Below are 14,465 nucleotides of genomic sequence, written 5' to 3'. Positions count from 1 at the left end.
ATGAACATGAACGACACCAAAAAACAGGCCATCGAAACGCTGTCCGAAAGGACGAGACGCGGCGAGATTTCGCGCCGCCAGTTCACACAGTTGGCGGCGCTCGTGCTCGCCGGCACGCCAATGCTGCTGCGTTCGAGCGGCGCATTCGCCGCTGCGAAGGAACTTGTGCTGGTCAACTGGGGCGGCGACGCCATCACGGCCTATGACGCGGCCTATGGCCAGGCTTTCACCAAGGAAACCGGCATCACCGTCAAGATGGACGGCTCGGGCCCGACCGAAGGCGCGATCGCCGCGCAGTTTAAAAGCGGCGCCCCGACCTGGGACCTGGTCGACGTCGACCCGTTCTCGGCCATTACGCTCGGCGCGCAAGGCATGCTCGAGCCGATCGACTACAACATCGTCGACAAGAAGAAGATGCGGCCGGGCTTCGGCTGGGACTATGCCGCCTCGACCTATTTCTTCTCCTATGTCATCGCCTACGATTCCGAGAAATACGGCAAGGATGCACCGACCGGCATGGCCGATTTCTTCGATGTGAAGAAATTCCCGGGCAAGCGTTCCCTCTACAAATGGGGCGTCTCGAGCTGGGAAGCGGCCCTTCTGGCCGACGGTATCGCGCCGGCTTCGCTCTATCCGCTCGACTTGAAGCGGGCGCACGACAAGATATCAGCCTTCAAGGAAAACGTCGTCGCCTATTGGGGCGGCGGCGCCGAGAGCCAGAGCGTGCTGCTCAATGGCGAAGCCTCGATGGCGATCGTCTGGTCGACGCGCGCCTCGTTGATCGAGCAGGATTCCGGCGGCAAGATCAAGTTCGTCTGGGACCAGGGCCTGATCTCGCCCGGCGCGCTGGCCGTGCTCAAGAACAACCCCGGCGGCAAGGATGCTGCGATGAAGTTCATCGCCAGCGCACAGGATCCGGAAAAGCAGTTGGTGATGTTCGACAAGCTCGGCCAGGGTCCGGCCAATCCGGCGGCCGATTCGCTGATCCCTGCCGACAAGAGGCGCATCAACCCCGTCGATCCCGAGAACATGAAGAAGCAGATCGCACTCGACATGGATTGGTACGCGAAGAACTACGGTGCGGCACTCGACGAATACACCAAGATCATCTCCGCCTGACCGGCGGCGATGCTGAACTGACATGAGAGGCGTTCTCTCCGACAGGATGGGCGCGGCGCTGTTGATGGCGCCGCTGCTCCTGTTTCTCGGCCTTGCCTATGCCTGGCCGTTTTTCGGCGTGGTGAAGTGGAGCTTCACCTTGCCGACGCCCGGGCTTGGCCAATACAAGGCGTTGCTCACCGACGATCTGGTGCAGTCGGTGTTCATCCGCACGCTGCGCATCGCCGCCATTGTCACAGTTGTGTCAGTCGCCGCCGCCTATGCCATCACGGTGGTCTGGGTGCGCGGCAGCCCGGCGCAGCGCCTCATCGCCGAATTCTGTATCCTAGTGCCGTTCTGGATCTCGGTGCTGACGCGAGCCTTCGGCTGGGTGGCGCTGCTGTCCAATCGCGGCCTGATCAACACCTGGCTGCAGTCGATCGGTTTCATCTCCGAACCGCTGACTTTGGTGCGCAACGAGTTCGGCGTCATTGTCGGTATGACCCATTTCCTCATTCCGTTCGCCGTCTTTCCGCTGGCTTCGGCCATGCGCAGCCTGGACGACCGTGTGCTGCTGGCAGCGCGCGGCCTCGGCTCCAGCCGCATGCGCACCTTCTGGACGGTGTTCGTGCCGATGACGCGCTCCGGTGTTATCGGCTCCGCGATGATCGTGTTCGTCTTCTCGCTCGGCTTCTTCGTAACGCCGGCGATTCTCGGTGGCGGCCGCAGCGTCATGATCGCCGAGCTGATCTATCTCAGGATATTCCAGAGCCCGGACTGGGGGCTGGGAGCTGCGATCAGCGTAGTGCTGGTGCTGTTCGTCGGCGCGCTGATGGCGCTCTTGTTCCGTTATGTCAGACCGAAGCAGCTTATCTGATGCCGACTTATCGCCCCGGTCCTGTCTCGCTGGTTATCGCCGCCCTGGTGGCGCTGTTCCTGCTTATGCCGCTGCTCGCCGTCATTCCGGTATCGCTGACGCCTAGCCGCATGCTGGCGATGCCGACGGGTGAATTGTCGCTGCGCCATTATCGGTCGTTGATTGAGGATCCGCGCTGGCTCCAGTCGATTCTGCTTTCGATCCGCATCGGCATTGTCAGCAGCGCCATTTCAACTGTACTGGCGCTTTGTTTCAGCCTTGGTGTATGGATGTTCCAGCCGCGCTTTACGGCAGCCCTGGTCGGCTTTGTGCTTTTGCCGATGGTGGTGCCACCCGTGGTTTCGGCGATCACGCTCTACTTCCTGCTCACCTCGATCTCCGGCGTCAGTTCCTTCTTCGGCTACGACACCTGGCTCGGCGTTGCCATGGCGCATTCGGTGATGACGGTGCCGTTCGCGACCGTGCTGATCCTGGTCTCGCTCAGCCAGCTCGACCGCCGCATCGACCTTGCCGCGCGCGGCCTTGGCGCAAGCGTGGGGGAACGCGCCACGCGCATCATCATGCCTAACATCAAGTTCGGCATCGTCACCGCGGCACTGCTCTCCTTCGTGCTCTCCTGGGAAGAGATCGGCGTCACCCTGTTCATCACCTCGGTCAATGCCATCACGCTGCCGCGCCTGATGTGGATGGGCCTGCGCGACAACATCGACCCGGCGATCGCGGCGCTTTCGGTGATTTTGATCATCATCACGGTGCTGGTTCTGGCGGTGAGGAGCCTCGCGGTCAGGCAGCGCGGCGAGCATTAGACAAACCGCACCGAGACTTTGCCAAACCTGCCCAGATCGCCGATCACTTCGTCACCGGCCTCGACGCGTATCGGCGTCAAGCAAGTGCCGGTGATCACCACCTGGCCCGGCTGAAGCGCTATACCGAGACCCGACAGCTCATTGACCAGCCATGTGAGCGCAATACGGGGATCGCCGAGGACAGCCGCGCCGGTTCCGTCGTGCCGCGACTTGCCCGAAACAAGACCGGTCACCGGGTACTCCGCGAGATTCACGTCGCGCCATTCGTCTTGCGTGGGCTGGCCGATGACAAAGAGATTGGCGCAGGCATTGTCCGCTATCAGCTGCGGCGCGCCGACGGCGCAGAAATCGTCATAGCGTGAATCCGGTATTTCGATTGCCGGGTGCAAGGTCGCCACGGCATCCATCACTTCAGCGATTTCATAAGGTGCCGGGCGAGGTGGGACCTGGCGGCCGAATCGGAAAGCGAATTCGACCTCGGCGACCCGCATCTTGCTTGTCGCCAGCGAGACGGTCCCGCCAACCTCGACCGCTTTCTCTGCCAGCAGGCGCCCGGCCATAGGGCCGTCGACATTGATATGCCTTTGACCGGCAAGGCTGGTTGCCGCGATCTTCCAGCCGAAAAGCGGGGCCGCCGAACGATCCATGACATGGGCCTGGATGGCATAGCCTTCGGCCCGCGTCTTCGGCCGCAGCTCCTCAGGTATGGTGGCGAGATGGGTGCCCTTGTCCCAATGACTTACCAGCAGATGCGACGCGGCCCTGGCCTTTTCTGGATCGAGCATGGTCAACTCCCGAAAATCGGGAACATGCCCTCTGTCCGGCCACGCCTGCAAGGAACATTCCATCGTAGGCACCAGCCTATATATGGCAAGACCACGTGACCACGCTCATGATTCATTTGCGAGGCTCTACCGCGCCGGCTGACGAGATTGTCGGCAAGTCGTATTTTCGAGATCATAGGCGTTCATCATTCCGATGACGAATCGCCATCGTCTTCGCGTGGCGAACCGCTATATCTGCGAAGGGATGCGGACACGGACAGGCTTTGGGAAAGCATTGCCAGTCGCGCAACGGCTTGAGGAAATGGACGATGACCGCGCCCGGTGATTTGCAGCAGGCCCTGTTCCTCAGGTTGAAAAGCGATGCTTCGCTGTCGGCGCTGCTGGGCGGCGCCGGACTGCTCGAGCGGCCAACCGACAACGTCGCCTTTCCCTATGTGACTTCAGGACAGACCTCGGCCTTCGACTGGCATACTGGCGCTGAGAACAACGATGACCAACTGATCACGCTGCATGTCTGGTCGAAGGCCCATGGTGAAGCCGAAACGCTTGCCATTATGGCCGCCATCGAAGCACGCCTTGCCGACGCGGTGCTGGTGATCGGCCCGCGTGGCCAGACGCGGCTGTCGCTGGAATTCAGCGAGGCGCGTTATGATGAGGAACTGCTTGTCCATCATGGTCTGCTGCGATTCCGAGCGCTGACGCAGGAAAACGCCTGACGCGCTTTCAATCTCACCGAAACGGAGTCTAAACTGGTTTTCGCGGGTTTCACTGGTGGGGCGGTGAAATCCAGATTGTCTGTCTCGCGTTGCAGGGGTGTGGCGAGCATGGTTTCAGGGCCGTTCACCGTTCATTTCACGTTCAGCACCGACGCGTTAGAACGCCGGTCATGAAAACGCTTCGCTCCCATTTCCGAACCGCGACCCTGGCGCTTGGTGCCGCCGGGCTGTTTGCGTCGCAGGCAATGGCGATACCGGTGATCGGGCCCGACCAGCCCAGCCCGATCGTCCTGGCCGCATCCGACTGTTATGCGATCGGTCAGCAGGTGGCCCAGCAGAATGGCGGAACACTCGCCAAGGCTTCGGCGTCGACGCGTGGCGGCCAGCCGGTCTGCGTCATCGTCGTGCTCGTGCCCGGCAAGGACGGGCAGCGTCCGCGCCGCTCCGAAATCGTCGTTCCACAGAACTGACGCAGTCTTCCCTTCCTACAGGGCTCCGTTCCCAGGCCGGCGGAATCGGCCTATATCTGAAACCTCAACAGGCATTGGTCCCCGCATGCGCGTACTCGTTGTCGAGGATGACAAGGATCTCAACCGGCAGATTTCGGATGCGCTGATCGATGCCGGCTATGTCGTTGACCGGGCCTTCGACGGCGAGGAAGGCCATTTCCTCGGCGACACAGAGCCTTACGATGCCGTCGTCCTCGACATCGGCCTGCCGCAGATGGACGGCATCAGCGTGGTCGAGCGCTGGCGTCGCGGCGGCCGCAAGATGCCGGTGCTGATCCTGACCGCGCGTGACCGCTGGAGCGACAAGGTGTCCGGCATCGATGCCGGTGCCGACGATTACGTCACCAAGCCGTTCCACATCGAGGAGGTGCTGGCGCGGGTCAGGGCCCTGATCCGCCGCGCCGCCGGCCACGCCTCGTCGGAACTGACCTGTGGGCCGCTGCGTCTCGACACCAAGGCTTCGAAGGCCGATGTCGCCGGCATGCCGCTGAAATTGACCTCGCACGAATTCCGGCTGCTTGCCTATCTGATGCACCACATGGGCGAGGTCGTTTCGCGCACCGAACTGGTCGAGCATCTCTACGACCAGGATTTCGATCGCGATTCCAACACCATCGAAGTCTTTGTCGGGCGGCTGCGCAAGAAGATGGGCATCGACATGATCGAAACCGTGCGCGGCATGGGCTACCGCATGCGTGAGCCGGAGGCGTAAGGCGGAACCGCTCGCTACCAACTCAACCGTGGGCAGACGGCTTTCGCTGCGCGCTTGGCCGCGTTCGCTGACGTTCCGCGTCATCGCCTTCTCCACCGTGTGGGCGATCCTGACCCTGGTCGTCATCTTCACCCTGATCACCACGCTCTACCGCCAGGCCAGCGAGCGGGGCTTCGACAGTTTGCTGTCGGCGCATTTGTTCAACCTGATCGGCTCCATCGGCATTTCCGACAGCGGTGCGCTGACCGGTTCCCCCGATCTTGGCGACCTCCGTTTCTCGGAACCGAATTCGGGCTGGTACTGGTCCGTCGAGCCCGCCTCGGAAGGCGTGCATGGCGATCTTCATTCTTCGTCCATGACCCGGACCATCCCGTCGCCCGACGTGGCGGATGTTCCCTTCAACGCCAATTTCCAGCGCAGCTATGCCGCGCAAGGCATTAATGGCGAGGAACTGGTAGTGTTCGAGAGCGAATTCGTTCTCGATGCCAAGAACCGCGCCGCGCGCTTCCGCGTCATGGGCAACAAGACCGAGTTGGAGCAGGAAATAGGAACCTTCCAGCGCCGCTTGCTGACCTATCTCAGCCTGTTCGGCATCGGCATGATCGCCATCAACGCCATCGCCATCCTGCTCGGGCTGCAGCCGCTGCGCAGGGTCCGGAACGCACTTGCCATGGTGCGCGAGGGCACCGCGCAGAGGCTCGACGGCCGCTTCCCGGCCGAGATCGAACCATTAGCCAACGAAACCAACGCGTTGATTGAAAACAACAAACGCATTGTCGAGCGCTCGCGGACGCAGGTCGGCAATCTCGCCCATTCGCTGAAGACACCGCTTGCCGTTCTGCTCAACGAGGGCCGGGCGCTTGGCGGCGCCAAGGGACAGTTGATCGCCGAGCAGGCCGCGTCCATGCAAAAGCAGATCGACCATTATTTGCAGCGCGCCCGCGTCGCGGCGCAGCGCGACAGCGTCGTCTACCGCACGCCGGTGGCACCGCTGGTGCAGCGCATGGTGCGCGTATTGCAGAAGCTCAACCCGCAGACCAGTCTGTCGCTGTCGTTGCCCGCGGCCGAGCTCATCTTTGCCGGCGAACGCGAGGACCTCGAGGAACTGCTTGGCAACCTTCTCGAAAATGCGATGAAGTGGGCAAAGAGCGCGGTGTCGGTTACGGTTGCGCCCTTGGCCAGCAGCGGTGACAACCTGTTCGAGATCAGCATCGACGACGACGGCCCTGGCATTCCCGAAGACAAGGCGCGCGAAGCCATGAAGCGTGGACGCCGCCTGGACGAGACAAAGCCTGGAACGGGTCTGGGCCTCGCCATCGTCGCCGACCTCGTCAACGAATATGGAGGCGGGCTGGTGCTGGAACGGTCCGGCATGGGTGGATTAAAGGCAGTGGTGCGATTGCGGAGCCTTCAGTGACGTTTCCCCAGGCCAATCGACACCGACGGGCGGCCCATGCTATGGCGGCATATCGATTGACCTCGGACTGGCCGGCGGCGGCCAAATTTCCGGCAAATATCAACACTATGGCCACGCCCACTTCTCAGATGATGCTCCCCGCGCATCCATGGCAGGCTCGAACTCAGGAATACCGGTTGTTGGCATGAAGATTCGCGTCGCGCTTGTTTCCGCCTTGCTGGCCGTATCGGGCTGCACCACCTTGAGCGGCAAGGGCCCGACCGTGCCGGCGACACCGGCCTCGACGCCTCCGGCCAGCGGCAAGGTTGTCACCAAGTCCATCATTTCCGCCATGGGCGGTGGTCTCATTGGCGGGTCGATCGGCAATGGCCTGAACGATACCGAAAAGCGCAGCGCGCTCGAGGCCGAATACAAGGCGCTTGAATATACGACGAGCGGCCAGAAGGTGGCGTGGAAGGGCGATCAGGCGTCGCGCCATGGCGAGGTGGTTCCAGCCCAGCCTTACCGCGTTGGTTCGCAGGATTGCCGCCAGTACACGCAGACGGTATTCACCGGCAGCGCCAGTGTCACGGCGCACGGAACGGCCTGCCGCAATGCCGACGGCAGTTGGACGCCATTGACCTAGCCAACCGGGTCCGGTTGCGATCCGGTCAGTTGATGTCGATCAAGGACATTCGGCGTGCCTGCCGTCAAAGCGTCGCAGGATGCCTGTGTTGGCAGGGCAGGGCTCTGCCGTTATTGGAAGAACCATGCTGTTCTGGGTCATAGCCGCAATTCTCACGCTGGGCGCTAGCCTGGCGGTGCTTTTGCCGCTGGCCGGGGCCTCCAAGGGCGCGCCATCGAGCGGCGATCACGATCTGGAAGTCTATCGCGACCAATTGGCCGAACTCGACCGCGACGCCGCACGTGGCCTGATCGGGCCCGCTGAAGCGGCCGAGGCGCGCGCCGAGATCGCCCGCCGCATCCTTCGCCTGGGCAATGCTGATCCGGCCGGCGAGACGTCCGGCAGGTCGGCATCGGTCACGGCACGACTTGTTGCGACCGTCGCCGTGCTGGCGGTGCCGTTGGTCAGTTGGGGGCTCTACAGCCAGATCGGCTCGCCTGACCTGCCGTCGCAGCCGCTCAGCGACCGGCTGGCCAAGAACCCCGCCGACAGTTCGGTCGATGAGCTGGTAGCGCGCGCCGAAGCCCATCTTGCTGCCAATCCTTCCGATGGGAGAGGCTGGGACGTGCTGGCGCCGGTCTATCTGCGCATGCAGCGCTTTGCCGACGCCGCGGCGGCCTACCGCAACGCCATACGCCTCGACGGCGACAGCGCCATCCGCCAGGCCGGCCTCGGCGAGGCGATCGCCGGTGCCGCGGGCGGTATTGTTTCGGCCGATGCCCAGGATGCCTTCGAGGCGGCCTTGAAGCTTGACCCGGCCAATGCGAAAGCCAGCTTCTATCTGGCCATGGCGTTGGCGCAGGAGGGCCGCGGCAAGGAAGCGGCCGCGGCCTGGCAGGCGATGCTTGGTACGCTGCCGCCGGATTCGCCATGGCGCGGCGCAGTCGAACAGGCATTGGCCAAATCCGGCGGCCCCGAAGTCGCTCCCGGCGCGGCCGCGAAAGGCCCTGATGCCGCCGGTCTCGATGCGGCATCCTCCATGTCGCCGCAGGACAGGGAAGCCATGATCAACACCATGGTCGCCGGCCTCGACGACAAACTTCGTCAAAATCCGCGCGACCCGGAAGGATGGATGCGGCTGGTTCGTTCCTATGTCGTGCTGGGCAAGACCGATCAGGCACGCGATGCGCTGGGCCGCGCCATTGCGGTCTTTGGGGCCGACAGTGACGAAGCCAGGAAATTCACCGCCTTTGCCGCCTCGCTCGGCTTGACGGCGACGGAGTAGAACTTGACATGACGCGCAAGCAGAAACGATTGTCGGTGATTGTGGGCGGCTTGGCTTTCCTCGCCGCCGCCACCGGCCTGACCTTCTACGCGCTTGGCCAGAAGGCGTCCTATTTCTACATGCCGGCCGATCTGACCTCGGCCAGTGTGCAGCCCGGCCAGCGCATCAGGCTCGGCGGTTTGGTCGAAAAAGGCACTATCCAGCGTGGCGAGGGCGCGACGGTTGCCTTTTCGGTCACCGATACCCACAAATCGGTCAAGGTTACCTATACCGGCATTCTGCCCGATCTTTTCCGCGAAGAGCAGGGTGTCATCACCGAGGGCACCTTCGGCACCGACGGTGTCTTTGTCGCCGACAGCGTCCTGGCCAAGCATGATGAGCGCTACATGCCCAAGGAAGTTGCCGACGGGCTGAAGGCCAAGGGTGTCTGGCAGGAGAGCAAGAGTGAGTAACTCTGGCGAGAGAGCAAGGGTGAGTAGCGGGAATGGTTGAAACCGGACATTTCGCCCTGGTTCTGGCGTTCGCGCTTTCGCTGGTGCAGACCGTCGTGCCGCTGTTTGGCGCGCGGCTGAATAACCAGCGCCTGATGGCAGTCGGCGGTCCGGTCGCGGTGACCGGTTTTGCCCTGACGGCGCTGTCGTTCGCCGCACTTGCGAGCGCTTATGCAAGCTCCGATTTCTCGCTGGCGACCGTCTGGGAGAACTCGCATTCGCTGCAGCCGCTGATCTACAAGATCACCGGAACCTGGGGCAACCATGAGGGCTCGATGCTGCTCTGGGTGCTGATCCTGACCTTCTTCGGCGCGCTTGTCGCCGCTTTCGGCTCCAACCTGCCGGCGACGCTGCGTGCCAACGTCCTTGCGGTGCAGGGCGCCATTGGCGCTACCTTTTTCCTGTTCATCCTGGCGACGTCCAATCCTTTCATCCGGCTCAATCCGGCGCCCATCGAAGGCCGTGATCTCAACCCGATCCTGCAGGATCTTGGCCTCGCCATTCATCCGCCGCTGCTTTATCTCGGCTATGTCGGCTTCTCGATCTGCTTTTCCTTCTCGGTCGCGGCCCTCATCGAGGGGCGCATCGATGCCTCCTGGGCGCGCTGGGTGCGGCCATGGACGCTGGTCGCCTGGATGTTTCTGACCGGCGGCATCGCGATGGGATCGTACTGGGCCTATTACGAGCTCGGCTGGGGCGGTTTCTGGTTCTGGGATCCGGTCGAAAACGCTTCCTTCATGCCGTGGCTGGCGGGCACCGCGCTGCTGCATTCGGCCATCGTCATGGAAAAGCGCTCAGCGTTGAAGATCTGGACGCTGCTGCTTGCCATTTTGACCTTCTCGCTGTCGCTGCTTGGCACCTTCCTGGTGCGTTCGGGCGTCCTGACTTCCGTCCACGCCTTTGCCACCGATCCGACGCGCGGCGTCTTCATCCTGTGCATCCTGACGTTGTTCATCGGCGGCTCGCTGGCACTGTTTGCGCTGCGCGCCTCGAAATTGACGGCAGGCGGCCTGTTCCATCCGATTTCGCGCGAAGGGGCGCTCGTCCTCAACAATCTGTTCCTGACCACGGCGACCGCCACCGTGCTGGTCGGTACGCTCTATCCGTTGGCGGTCGAGGCTTTTTCGGCCGACAAGATTTCGGTCGGAGCGCCGTTCTTCAACCTCACCTTCGCCCCGCTCATGGTGCCGCTGCTGGTGATGGTTCCCTTTGGGCCGCTGCTGGCCTGGAAACGCGGCGATGTCTTTGGCGTCGCGCAGCGTCTGATGGTGGCGTTTGCGGCCGCCCTTCTGGCAACGCTGGTCACGGCCTTGTTCATCGACGGCGCTTCGGTGCTTGCCGCGCTTGGCGTCGGCCTTGCCGTCTGGCTGATCCTTGGCGCGCTGACCGACCTCGCCGTCAAGGCGGGGTTAGGCAATGCCGCCGCGCCGATCATGGTCAGGCGCCTGGTTGGTTTGCCGCGCTCGGTCTTCGGGACCGCTTTCGCGCATCTTGGCCTCGGCCTGACCGTGCTCGGCATCGTCGGCACGCTCTGCTTCGGCACGGAGAAGATACTGTCCATGCATGCCGGTGAAATCGTCGAAATCTCCGGCCGCACGGTGCGTTTCGTCGGGCTCTACCCCGCGCAGGGACCGAACTACAGCGAGGATCGCGGCCGCTTCGAGCTGATCGGCGTCAGCGGCAGCCCAATCGGCGAAATCAGCTCCGCCAAGCGTTTCTATCCCGTGCGACAGATGACGACGACGGAGTCCGGCATCAAGACCATCGGCCTCTCCCAGCTCTACCTTTCGCTCGGCGACGAGGGCAAGGACGGCTCGGTCGTGGTGCGTCTGTGGTGGAAGCCGCTGGTGACGCTGATCTGGGGCGGCGGCCTGGTGATGATGGCGGGTGCGGCCATGTCGCTGATGGACAGACGCCTGCGTGTCGGCGCGCCATCGCGCCGTCGCAAGCAGGCGGTGGCGCCGGCGGGCCTGCCATGAGGGCGAGGTTTTCACTGACATCGATTGTCCTGCTGCTGGCGTTGCTCTTCGTCGGCACGGCGCTGGCGGTGAAGCCCGACGAGATGCTGGCCGACACGGCACTCGAGGCGCGGGCGCGGGCGCTGTCGGAAGGCTTGCGCTGCATGGTCTGCCAGAATCAGTCGATCGACGAATCCGACGCCGACCTTGCTCGCGACCTGCGTATCCTGGTGCGACAACGCCTTGTTGCCGGCGATACCGACCAGCAGGTGATGGATTATGTGGTTTCCCGCTACGGCGAGTTCGTGCTGCTGAAGCCGCGTTTCGACCTGCGCAACGCGTTGCTGTGGGGCACGCCGGTTCTGTTGCTGCTGGTGGGAGGCGTATTTATCGCTCTAAGCGCGCGATCGCACCGGACGCTGGCGACGAAATCCCTGTCAGCCGACGAGCAGGCGACATTGGACGCGATCCTGCACCGCGACTGACAGCCCAGTCGCGCGCTAACATTACCAAAGTTTCATGTGCCGGAAATGGCGTCGTAATGTGCGCCGCTCTAATTCTCGTTCTTGAGGATGCCGATCAAGGCGCGTCCGTTTGAAAGAGGATAAGAGATCCATGAATATTGCCCCCAATTCATATTCCCTCACCCGCAAGCGTCTTCTGGCTGCCGTCGCGTCCGTCGCTGTCGCCGGCGCGATCGGATTTGGCGCGCTGACCAGTGGAACCAGCCCCGTTCTGGCTGACGCCGTGCGTGTCGAGGCTCCGCAGGTCCCGAGCTTCGCCGATGTCGTTGAGCGCGTTTCGCCAGCCGTGGTCAGTGTCAAGGTCAAGGCCAAGCTGCAACCGACAGCCGATGACGGTTCCGACGATCAGGGCGGTTTCGACAATCTTCCCAACAATCCGCAGCTGCGCCGCTTCTTCAAGGAATTCCGTGGCTTTGGTGACCAGGACCAGGGTGGTCAGAACGACGAAGGTCACCGCCGCTTCGGCCACCGCGACCGCAACAACGATCAGCCGCGCCCGGTGGCGCAGGGCTCCGGCTTCTTCATTTCCGAAGACGGTTATCTCGTCACCAACAACCACGTCGTCGAAGAAGGCACCGCCTTCACCGTGGTGACCAATGACGGCAAGGAACTCGACGCCAAGCTGGTCGGCACCGATCCGCGCACCGACCTCGCCGTGCTCAAGGTCGATGGCGGCGGCAAATTCACCTATGTCGACTTCGCCGACGATTCCAAGGTTCGCGTCGGCGACTGGGTCGTGGCTGTCGGCAACCCGTTCGGCCTCGGCGGCACCGTTACCGCCGGCATCGTTTCGGCGCGCGGCCGCGATATCGGCGCCGGCCCCTATGACGATTTCCTCCAGATCGATGCCTCGGTCAACCGCGGCAATTCGGGCGGCCCGACCTTCAATCTCAACGGCCAGGTGGTCGGCATCAACACCGCCATCTTCTCGCCCTCGGGCGGCAGCGTCGGCATCGCCTTCGACATTCCTGCCTCGACCGCCAAGCAGGTCGTCGGAGACCTGATGAAGAATGGCGCGGTCCAGCGCGGCTGGCTCGGTGTCGAAATCCAGCCGGTCACCTCCGACATCGCCGAATCGCTCGGTCTGAAGTCCAACAATGGCGCCCTGGTTTCGAGCGCCCAGGATGATGGCCCCGGCAAGAAGGCCGGCATTACCGCAGGTGATGTCATCACCCAGGTCGATGGCAAGGACGTTGCCTCGCCGAAGGAACTCGCCCGCCTGATCGGCGCCTATTCGCCGGGCAAGTCGGTTGACGTCACCGTGTGGCGTGACGGCAAGGGCCAGACGGTCAAGGTCGATCTCGGCAAGCTGCCCGCCAGCGACAAGCAGGCGTCGGGCGACCAGCAGCAGCAACCCGCCGCTCCGGCAAAGCCGGACACGCTGGCCGATCTCGGCCTCACCGTCACCAAGTCCGAAAACGGCAAGGGTCTGGTGGTGACCGACGTCGACCCAGACAGCGCCGCCGCCGATCGCGGCATCCAGCCGGGCGACGTCATCACCGCGGTCAACTCGGCGGAGGTCAACGGCACCGAAGACGTCACCAAGGCCATGGCCGATGCGGTCAAATCCGGACGCAAGTCGGTGCTGATGCAGATCTCCCGCGACGACAACAACCGCTTCGTCGCGCTGCCGGTGGCCAAGGGCTGAGACGACTTTTCCAATGCGGCGGTTTCAACACCCCCGAGTCGCCGCATGGGAAAGCAAGAAGGAGAGCCCGTTAGTCAGTCATCGCGCTCTTCTTCAGCGGCAGCGGGCTTCCCATCGCCTGCTGCCGCGCCCGCATATGACTGCCCATCACGCCCTCGTGCCCGAAGCCGATTGGTTCGGTGGTTGCGGGTACCGACATGACCGGGAACCGGCATGTCCCGCGTAACGACGCCACGGAACAAAGATTTTATCGCGCGCGCTCTCGATCCTCTTGATCGCGATGTGCTTTGGCAAAGGCTAAAATGCAGATGCCTGCTACTCAACCTTCCAGCGAAATCGCGTATAACGGCCCTATGAAGATTCTCGTCATAGAAGACGATCGCGAGGCTGCGGATTATCTGCAGAAAGCCTTCACGGAAGCGGGTCATACCGCGCATGTCGCGGGTGACGGCGAGACCGGCTTCGCGCTTGCCGATGCGGGTGATTATGACGTGATGGTCATCGATCGGATGATGCCGCGCCGCGACGGCCTATCGGTCATTGCCGCTCTCCGCTCCAGGGGCAACACGACGCCGGTGCTCATCCTGTCGGCGCTGGGCGAGGTCGATGACCGGGTCACCGGCCTACGCGCCGGCGGCGACGACTATCTCACCAAGCCCTATGCCTTTTCCGAACTTCTGGCGCGCGTCGAGGTGCTGAACCGACGCGCCAGCGCCAAGGAGGCCGAGACCGTCTACCGGGTTGGCGACCTTGAACTCGACAGGTTGTCGCATTCTGTCCGCCGGGCGGCGCGCGAGATCACGCTGCAGCCACGCGAATTCCGTCTGCTCGAATATCTTATGCGCCATGCCGGCCAGGTGGTGACGCGCACCATGCTGCTCGAAAATGTCTGGGATTATCATTTCGATCCGCAGACCAATGTCATCGATGTCCACGTCTCGCGGCTGCGCGGCAAGATCGAAAAGGGTTTCGACAAGCCCATCCTGCACACGGTTCGCGGCGCCGGCTACATGCTGAAGGGCGGCTAGGCGGCAG

The 14,465-nt window shown here is 63.0% G+C and carries 16 protein-coding genes; 14 read left to right on the top strand and 2 right to left on the bottom strand.

Going from position 1 to position 14,465, the window contains the following annotated elements:
• The first annotated feature begins 6 nt into the window (after window positions 1-6).
• The 3 genes from FJ434_RS10760 to FJ434_RS10750 are packed head-to-tail and all read left to right on the top strand — an operon-like array spanning window position 7 to window position 2,781.
• A complete protein-coding gene (locus FJ434_RS10760; protein ID WP_140747193.1) occupies window positions 7-1,119 on the top strand; it encodes an ABC transporter substrate-binding protein in 1,113 nt (370 codons plus the stop codon).
• 22 nt (window positions 1,120-1,141) lie between these two features.
• Window positions 1,142-1,975, top strand: coding sequence for an ABC transporter permease (locus FJ434_RS10755; protein WP_140746763.1), 834 nt, complete (start codon window positions 1,142-1,144; stop codon window positions 1,973-1,975).
• On the top strand, window positions 1,975-2,781 hold the full coding sequence (locus FJ434_RS10750) for an ABC transporter permease (RefSeq protein WP_140506075.1): 807 nt from the start codon (window positions 1,975-1,977) through the stop codon (window positions 2,779-2,781). The genes FJ434_RS10755 and FJ434_RS10750 overlap by 1 nt, the downstream gene beginning before the upstream one ends.
• On the opposite strand, the gene FJ434_RS10745 is transcribed toward FJ434_RS10750, so the two are convergent.
• On the bottom strand, window positions 2,778-3,566 hold the full coding sequence (locus FJ434_RS10745; RefSeq protein ID WP_140717061.1) for a fumarylacetoacetate hydrolase family protein: 789 nt from the start codon (window positions 3,564-3,566) through the stop codon (window positions 2,778-2,780). The two genes, FJ434_RS10750 and FJ434_RS10745, sit on opposite strands and share 4 nt — an antisense overlap.
• Window positions 3,567-3,874: 308 nt before the next feature.
• Between FJ434_RS10745 and FJ434_RS10740 the strand changes: the two genes are divergently transcribed.
• The 10 genes from FJ434_RS10740 (at window position 3,875) to FJ434_RS10695 (ending at window position 13,430) form a co-directional block, all read left to right on the top strand.
• Window positions 3,875-4,282: a DUF3168 domain-containing protein gene (locus FJ434_RS10740; protein WP_027143935.1), complete on the top strand. Its 408-nt coding sequence runs from the start codon at window positions 3,875-3,877 to the stop codon at window positions 4,280-4,282.
• Between the two features lie 170 nt (window positions 4,283-4,452).
• Window positions 4,453-4,752 (top strand): hypothetical protein, encoded by a 300-nt coding sequence (locus FJ434_RS10735; RefSeq protein WP_140506072.1) that lies wholly within the window; start codon window positions 4,453-4,455, stop codon window positions 4,750-4,752.
• Between the two features lie 85 nt (window positions 4,753-4,837).
• On the top strand, window positions 4,838-5,503 hold the full coding sequence (locus FJ434_RS10730) for a response regulator transcription factor (RefSeq protein ID WP_140506070.1): 666 nt from the start codon (window positions 4,838-4,840) through the stop codon (window positions 5,501-5,503).
• Entirely contained in the window at window positions 5,487-6,920 is a 1,434-nt protein-coding gene (locus FJ434_RS10725) for an ATP-binding protein (RefSeq protein WP_027143932.1), read from the top strand. The genes FJ434_RS10730 and FJ434_RS10725 overlap by 17 nt, the downstream gene beginning before the upstream one ends.
• A gap of 184 nt (window positions 6,921-7,104) precedes the next feature.
• The gene (locus FJ434_RS10720) at window positions 7,105-7,545 is read left to right on the top strand and encodes a hypothetical protein (RefSeq protein ID WP_140506068.1); all 441 of its coding nucleotides are present in this window, start codon (window positions 7,105-7,107) and stop codon (window positions 7,543-7,545) included.
• A gap of 124 nt (window positions 7,546-7,669) precedes the next feature.
• Window positions 7,670-8,809, top strand: coding sequence for a c-type cytochrome biogenesis protein CcmI (gene ccmI / locus FJ434_RS10715; RefSeq protein ID WP_140746760.1), 1,140 nt, complete (start codon window positions 7,670-7,672; stop codon window positions 8,807-8,809).
• A gap of 8 nt (window positions 8,810-8,817) precedes the next feature.
• Window positions 8,818-9,261 (top strand): cytochrome c maturation protein CcmE, encoded by a 444-nt coding sequence (gene ccmE, locus FJ434_RS10710; RefSeq protein WP_140717067.1) that lies wholly within the window; start codon window positions 8,818-8,820, stop codon window positions 9,259-9,261.
• Window positions 9,262-9,293: 32 nt separating this feature from the next.
• Window positions 9,294-11,279 carry a heme lyase CcmF/NrfE family subunit gene (locus tag FJ434_RS10705; protein WP_140506062.1) on the top strand — a complete coding sequence of 662 codons (1,986 nt, stop codon included), beginning with the start codon at window positions 9,294-9,296 and terminating at the stop codon, window positions 11,277-11,279.
• Window positions 11,276-11,743 (top strand): cytochrome c-type biogenesis protein, encoded by a 468-nt coding sequence (locus FJ434_RS10700; RefSeq protein WP_140746757.1) that lies wholly within the window; start codon window positions 11,276-11,278, stop codon window positions 11,741-11,743. Before FJ434_RS10705 ends, FJ434_RS10700 begins: the two co-directional genes overlap by 4 nt.
• A gap of 130 nt (window positions 11,744-11,873) precedes the next feature.
• Complete coding sequence (locus FJ434_RS10695) at window positions 11,874-13,430, top strand: Do family serine endopeptidase (RefSeq protein ID WP_140506059.1); 1,557 nt, start codon at window positions 11,874-11,876, stop codon at window positions 13,428-13,430.
• 70 nt (window positions 13,431-13,500) lie between these two features.
• Here FJ434_RS10695 and FJ434_RS30460 read toward each other — a convergent pair whose 3' ends face one another.
• Window positions 13,501-13,629, bottom strand: a complete 129-nt coding sequence (locus FJ434_RS30460) for a hypothetical protein (RefSeq protein ID WP_281405565.1) — start codon at window positions 13,627-13,629, stop codon at window positions 13,501-13,503.
• 154 nt (window positions 13,630-13,783) lie between these two features.
• On the opposite strand from FJ434_RS30460, the gene FJ434_RS10690 reads away from it, so the two are divergent.
• Complete coding sequence (locus FJ434_RS10690; RefSeq protein WP_023771592.1) at window positions 13,784-14,458, top strand: response regulator transcription factor; 675 nt, start codon at window positions 13,784-13,786, stop codon at window positions 14,456-14,458.
• The last annotated feature ends 7 nt before the right edge of the window (window positions 14,459-14,465 follow it).

Source organism: Mesorhizobium sp. B2-5-13, from assembly GCF_006440535.1.
In the GTDB taxonomy this organism is placed as follows: domain Bacteria; phylum Pseudomonadota; class Alphaproteobacteria; order Rhizobiales; family Rhizobiaceae; genus Mesorhizobium; species Mesorhizobium salmacidum.
Note: the sequence above shows the minus strand (reverse complement) of the source record. Positions and strands in the feature narration are given on the sequence as shown.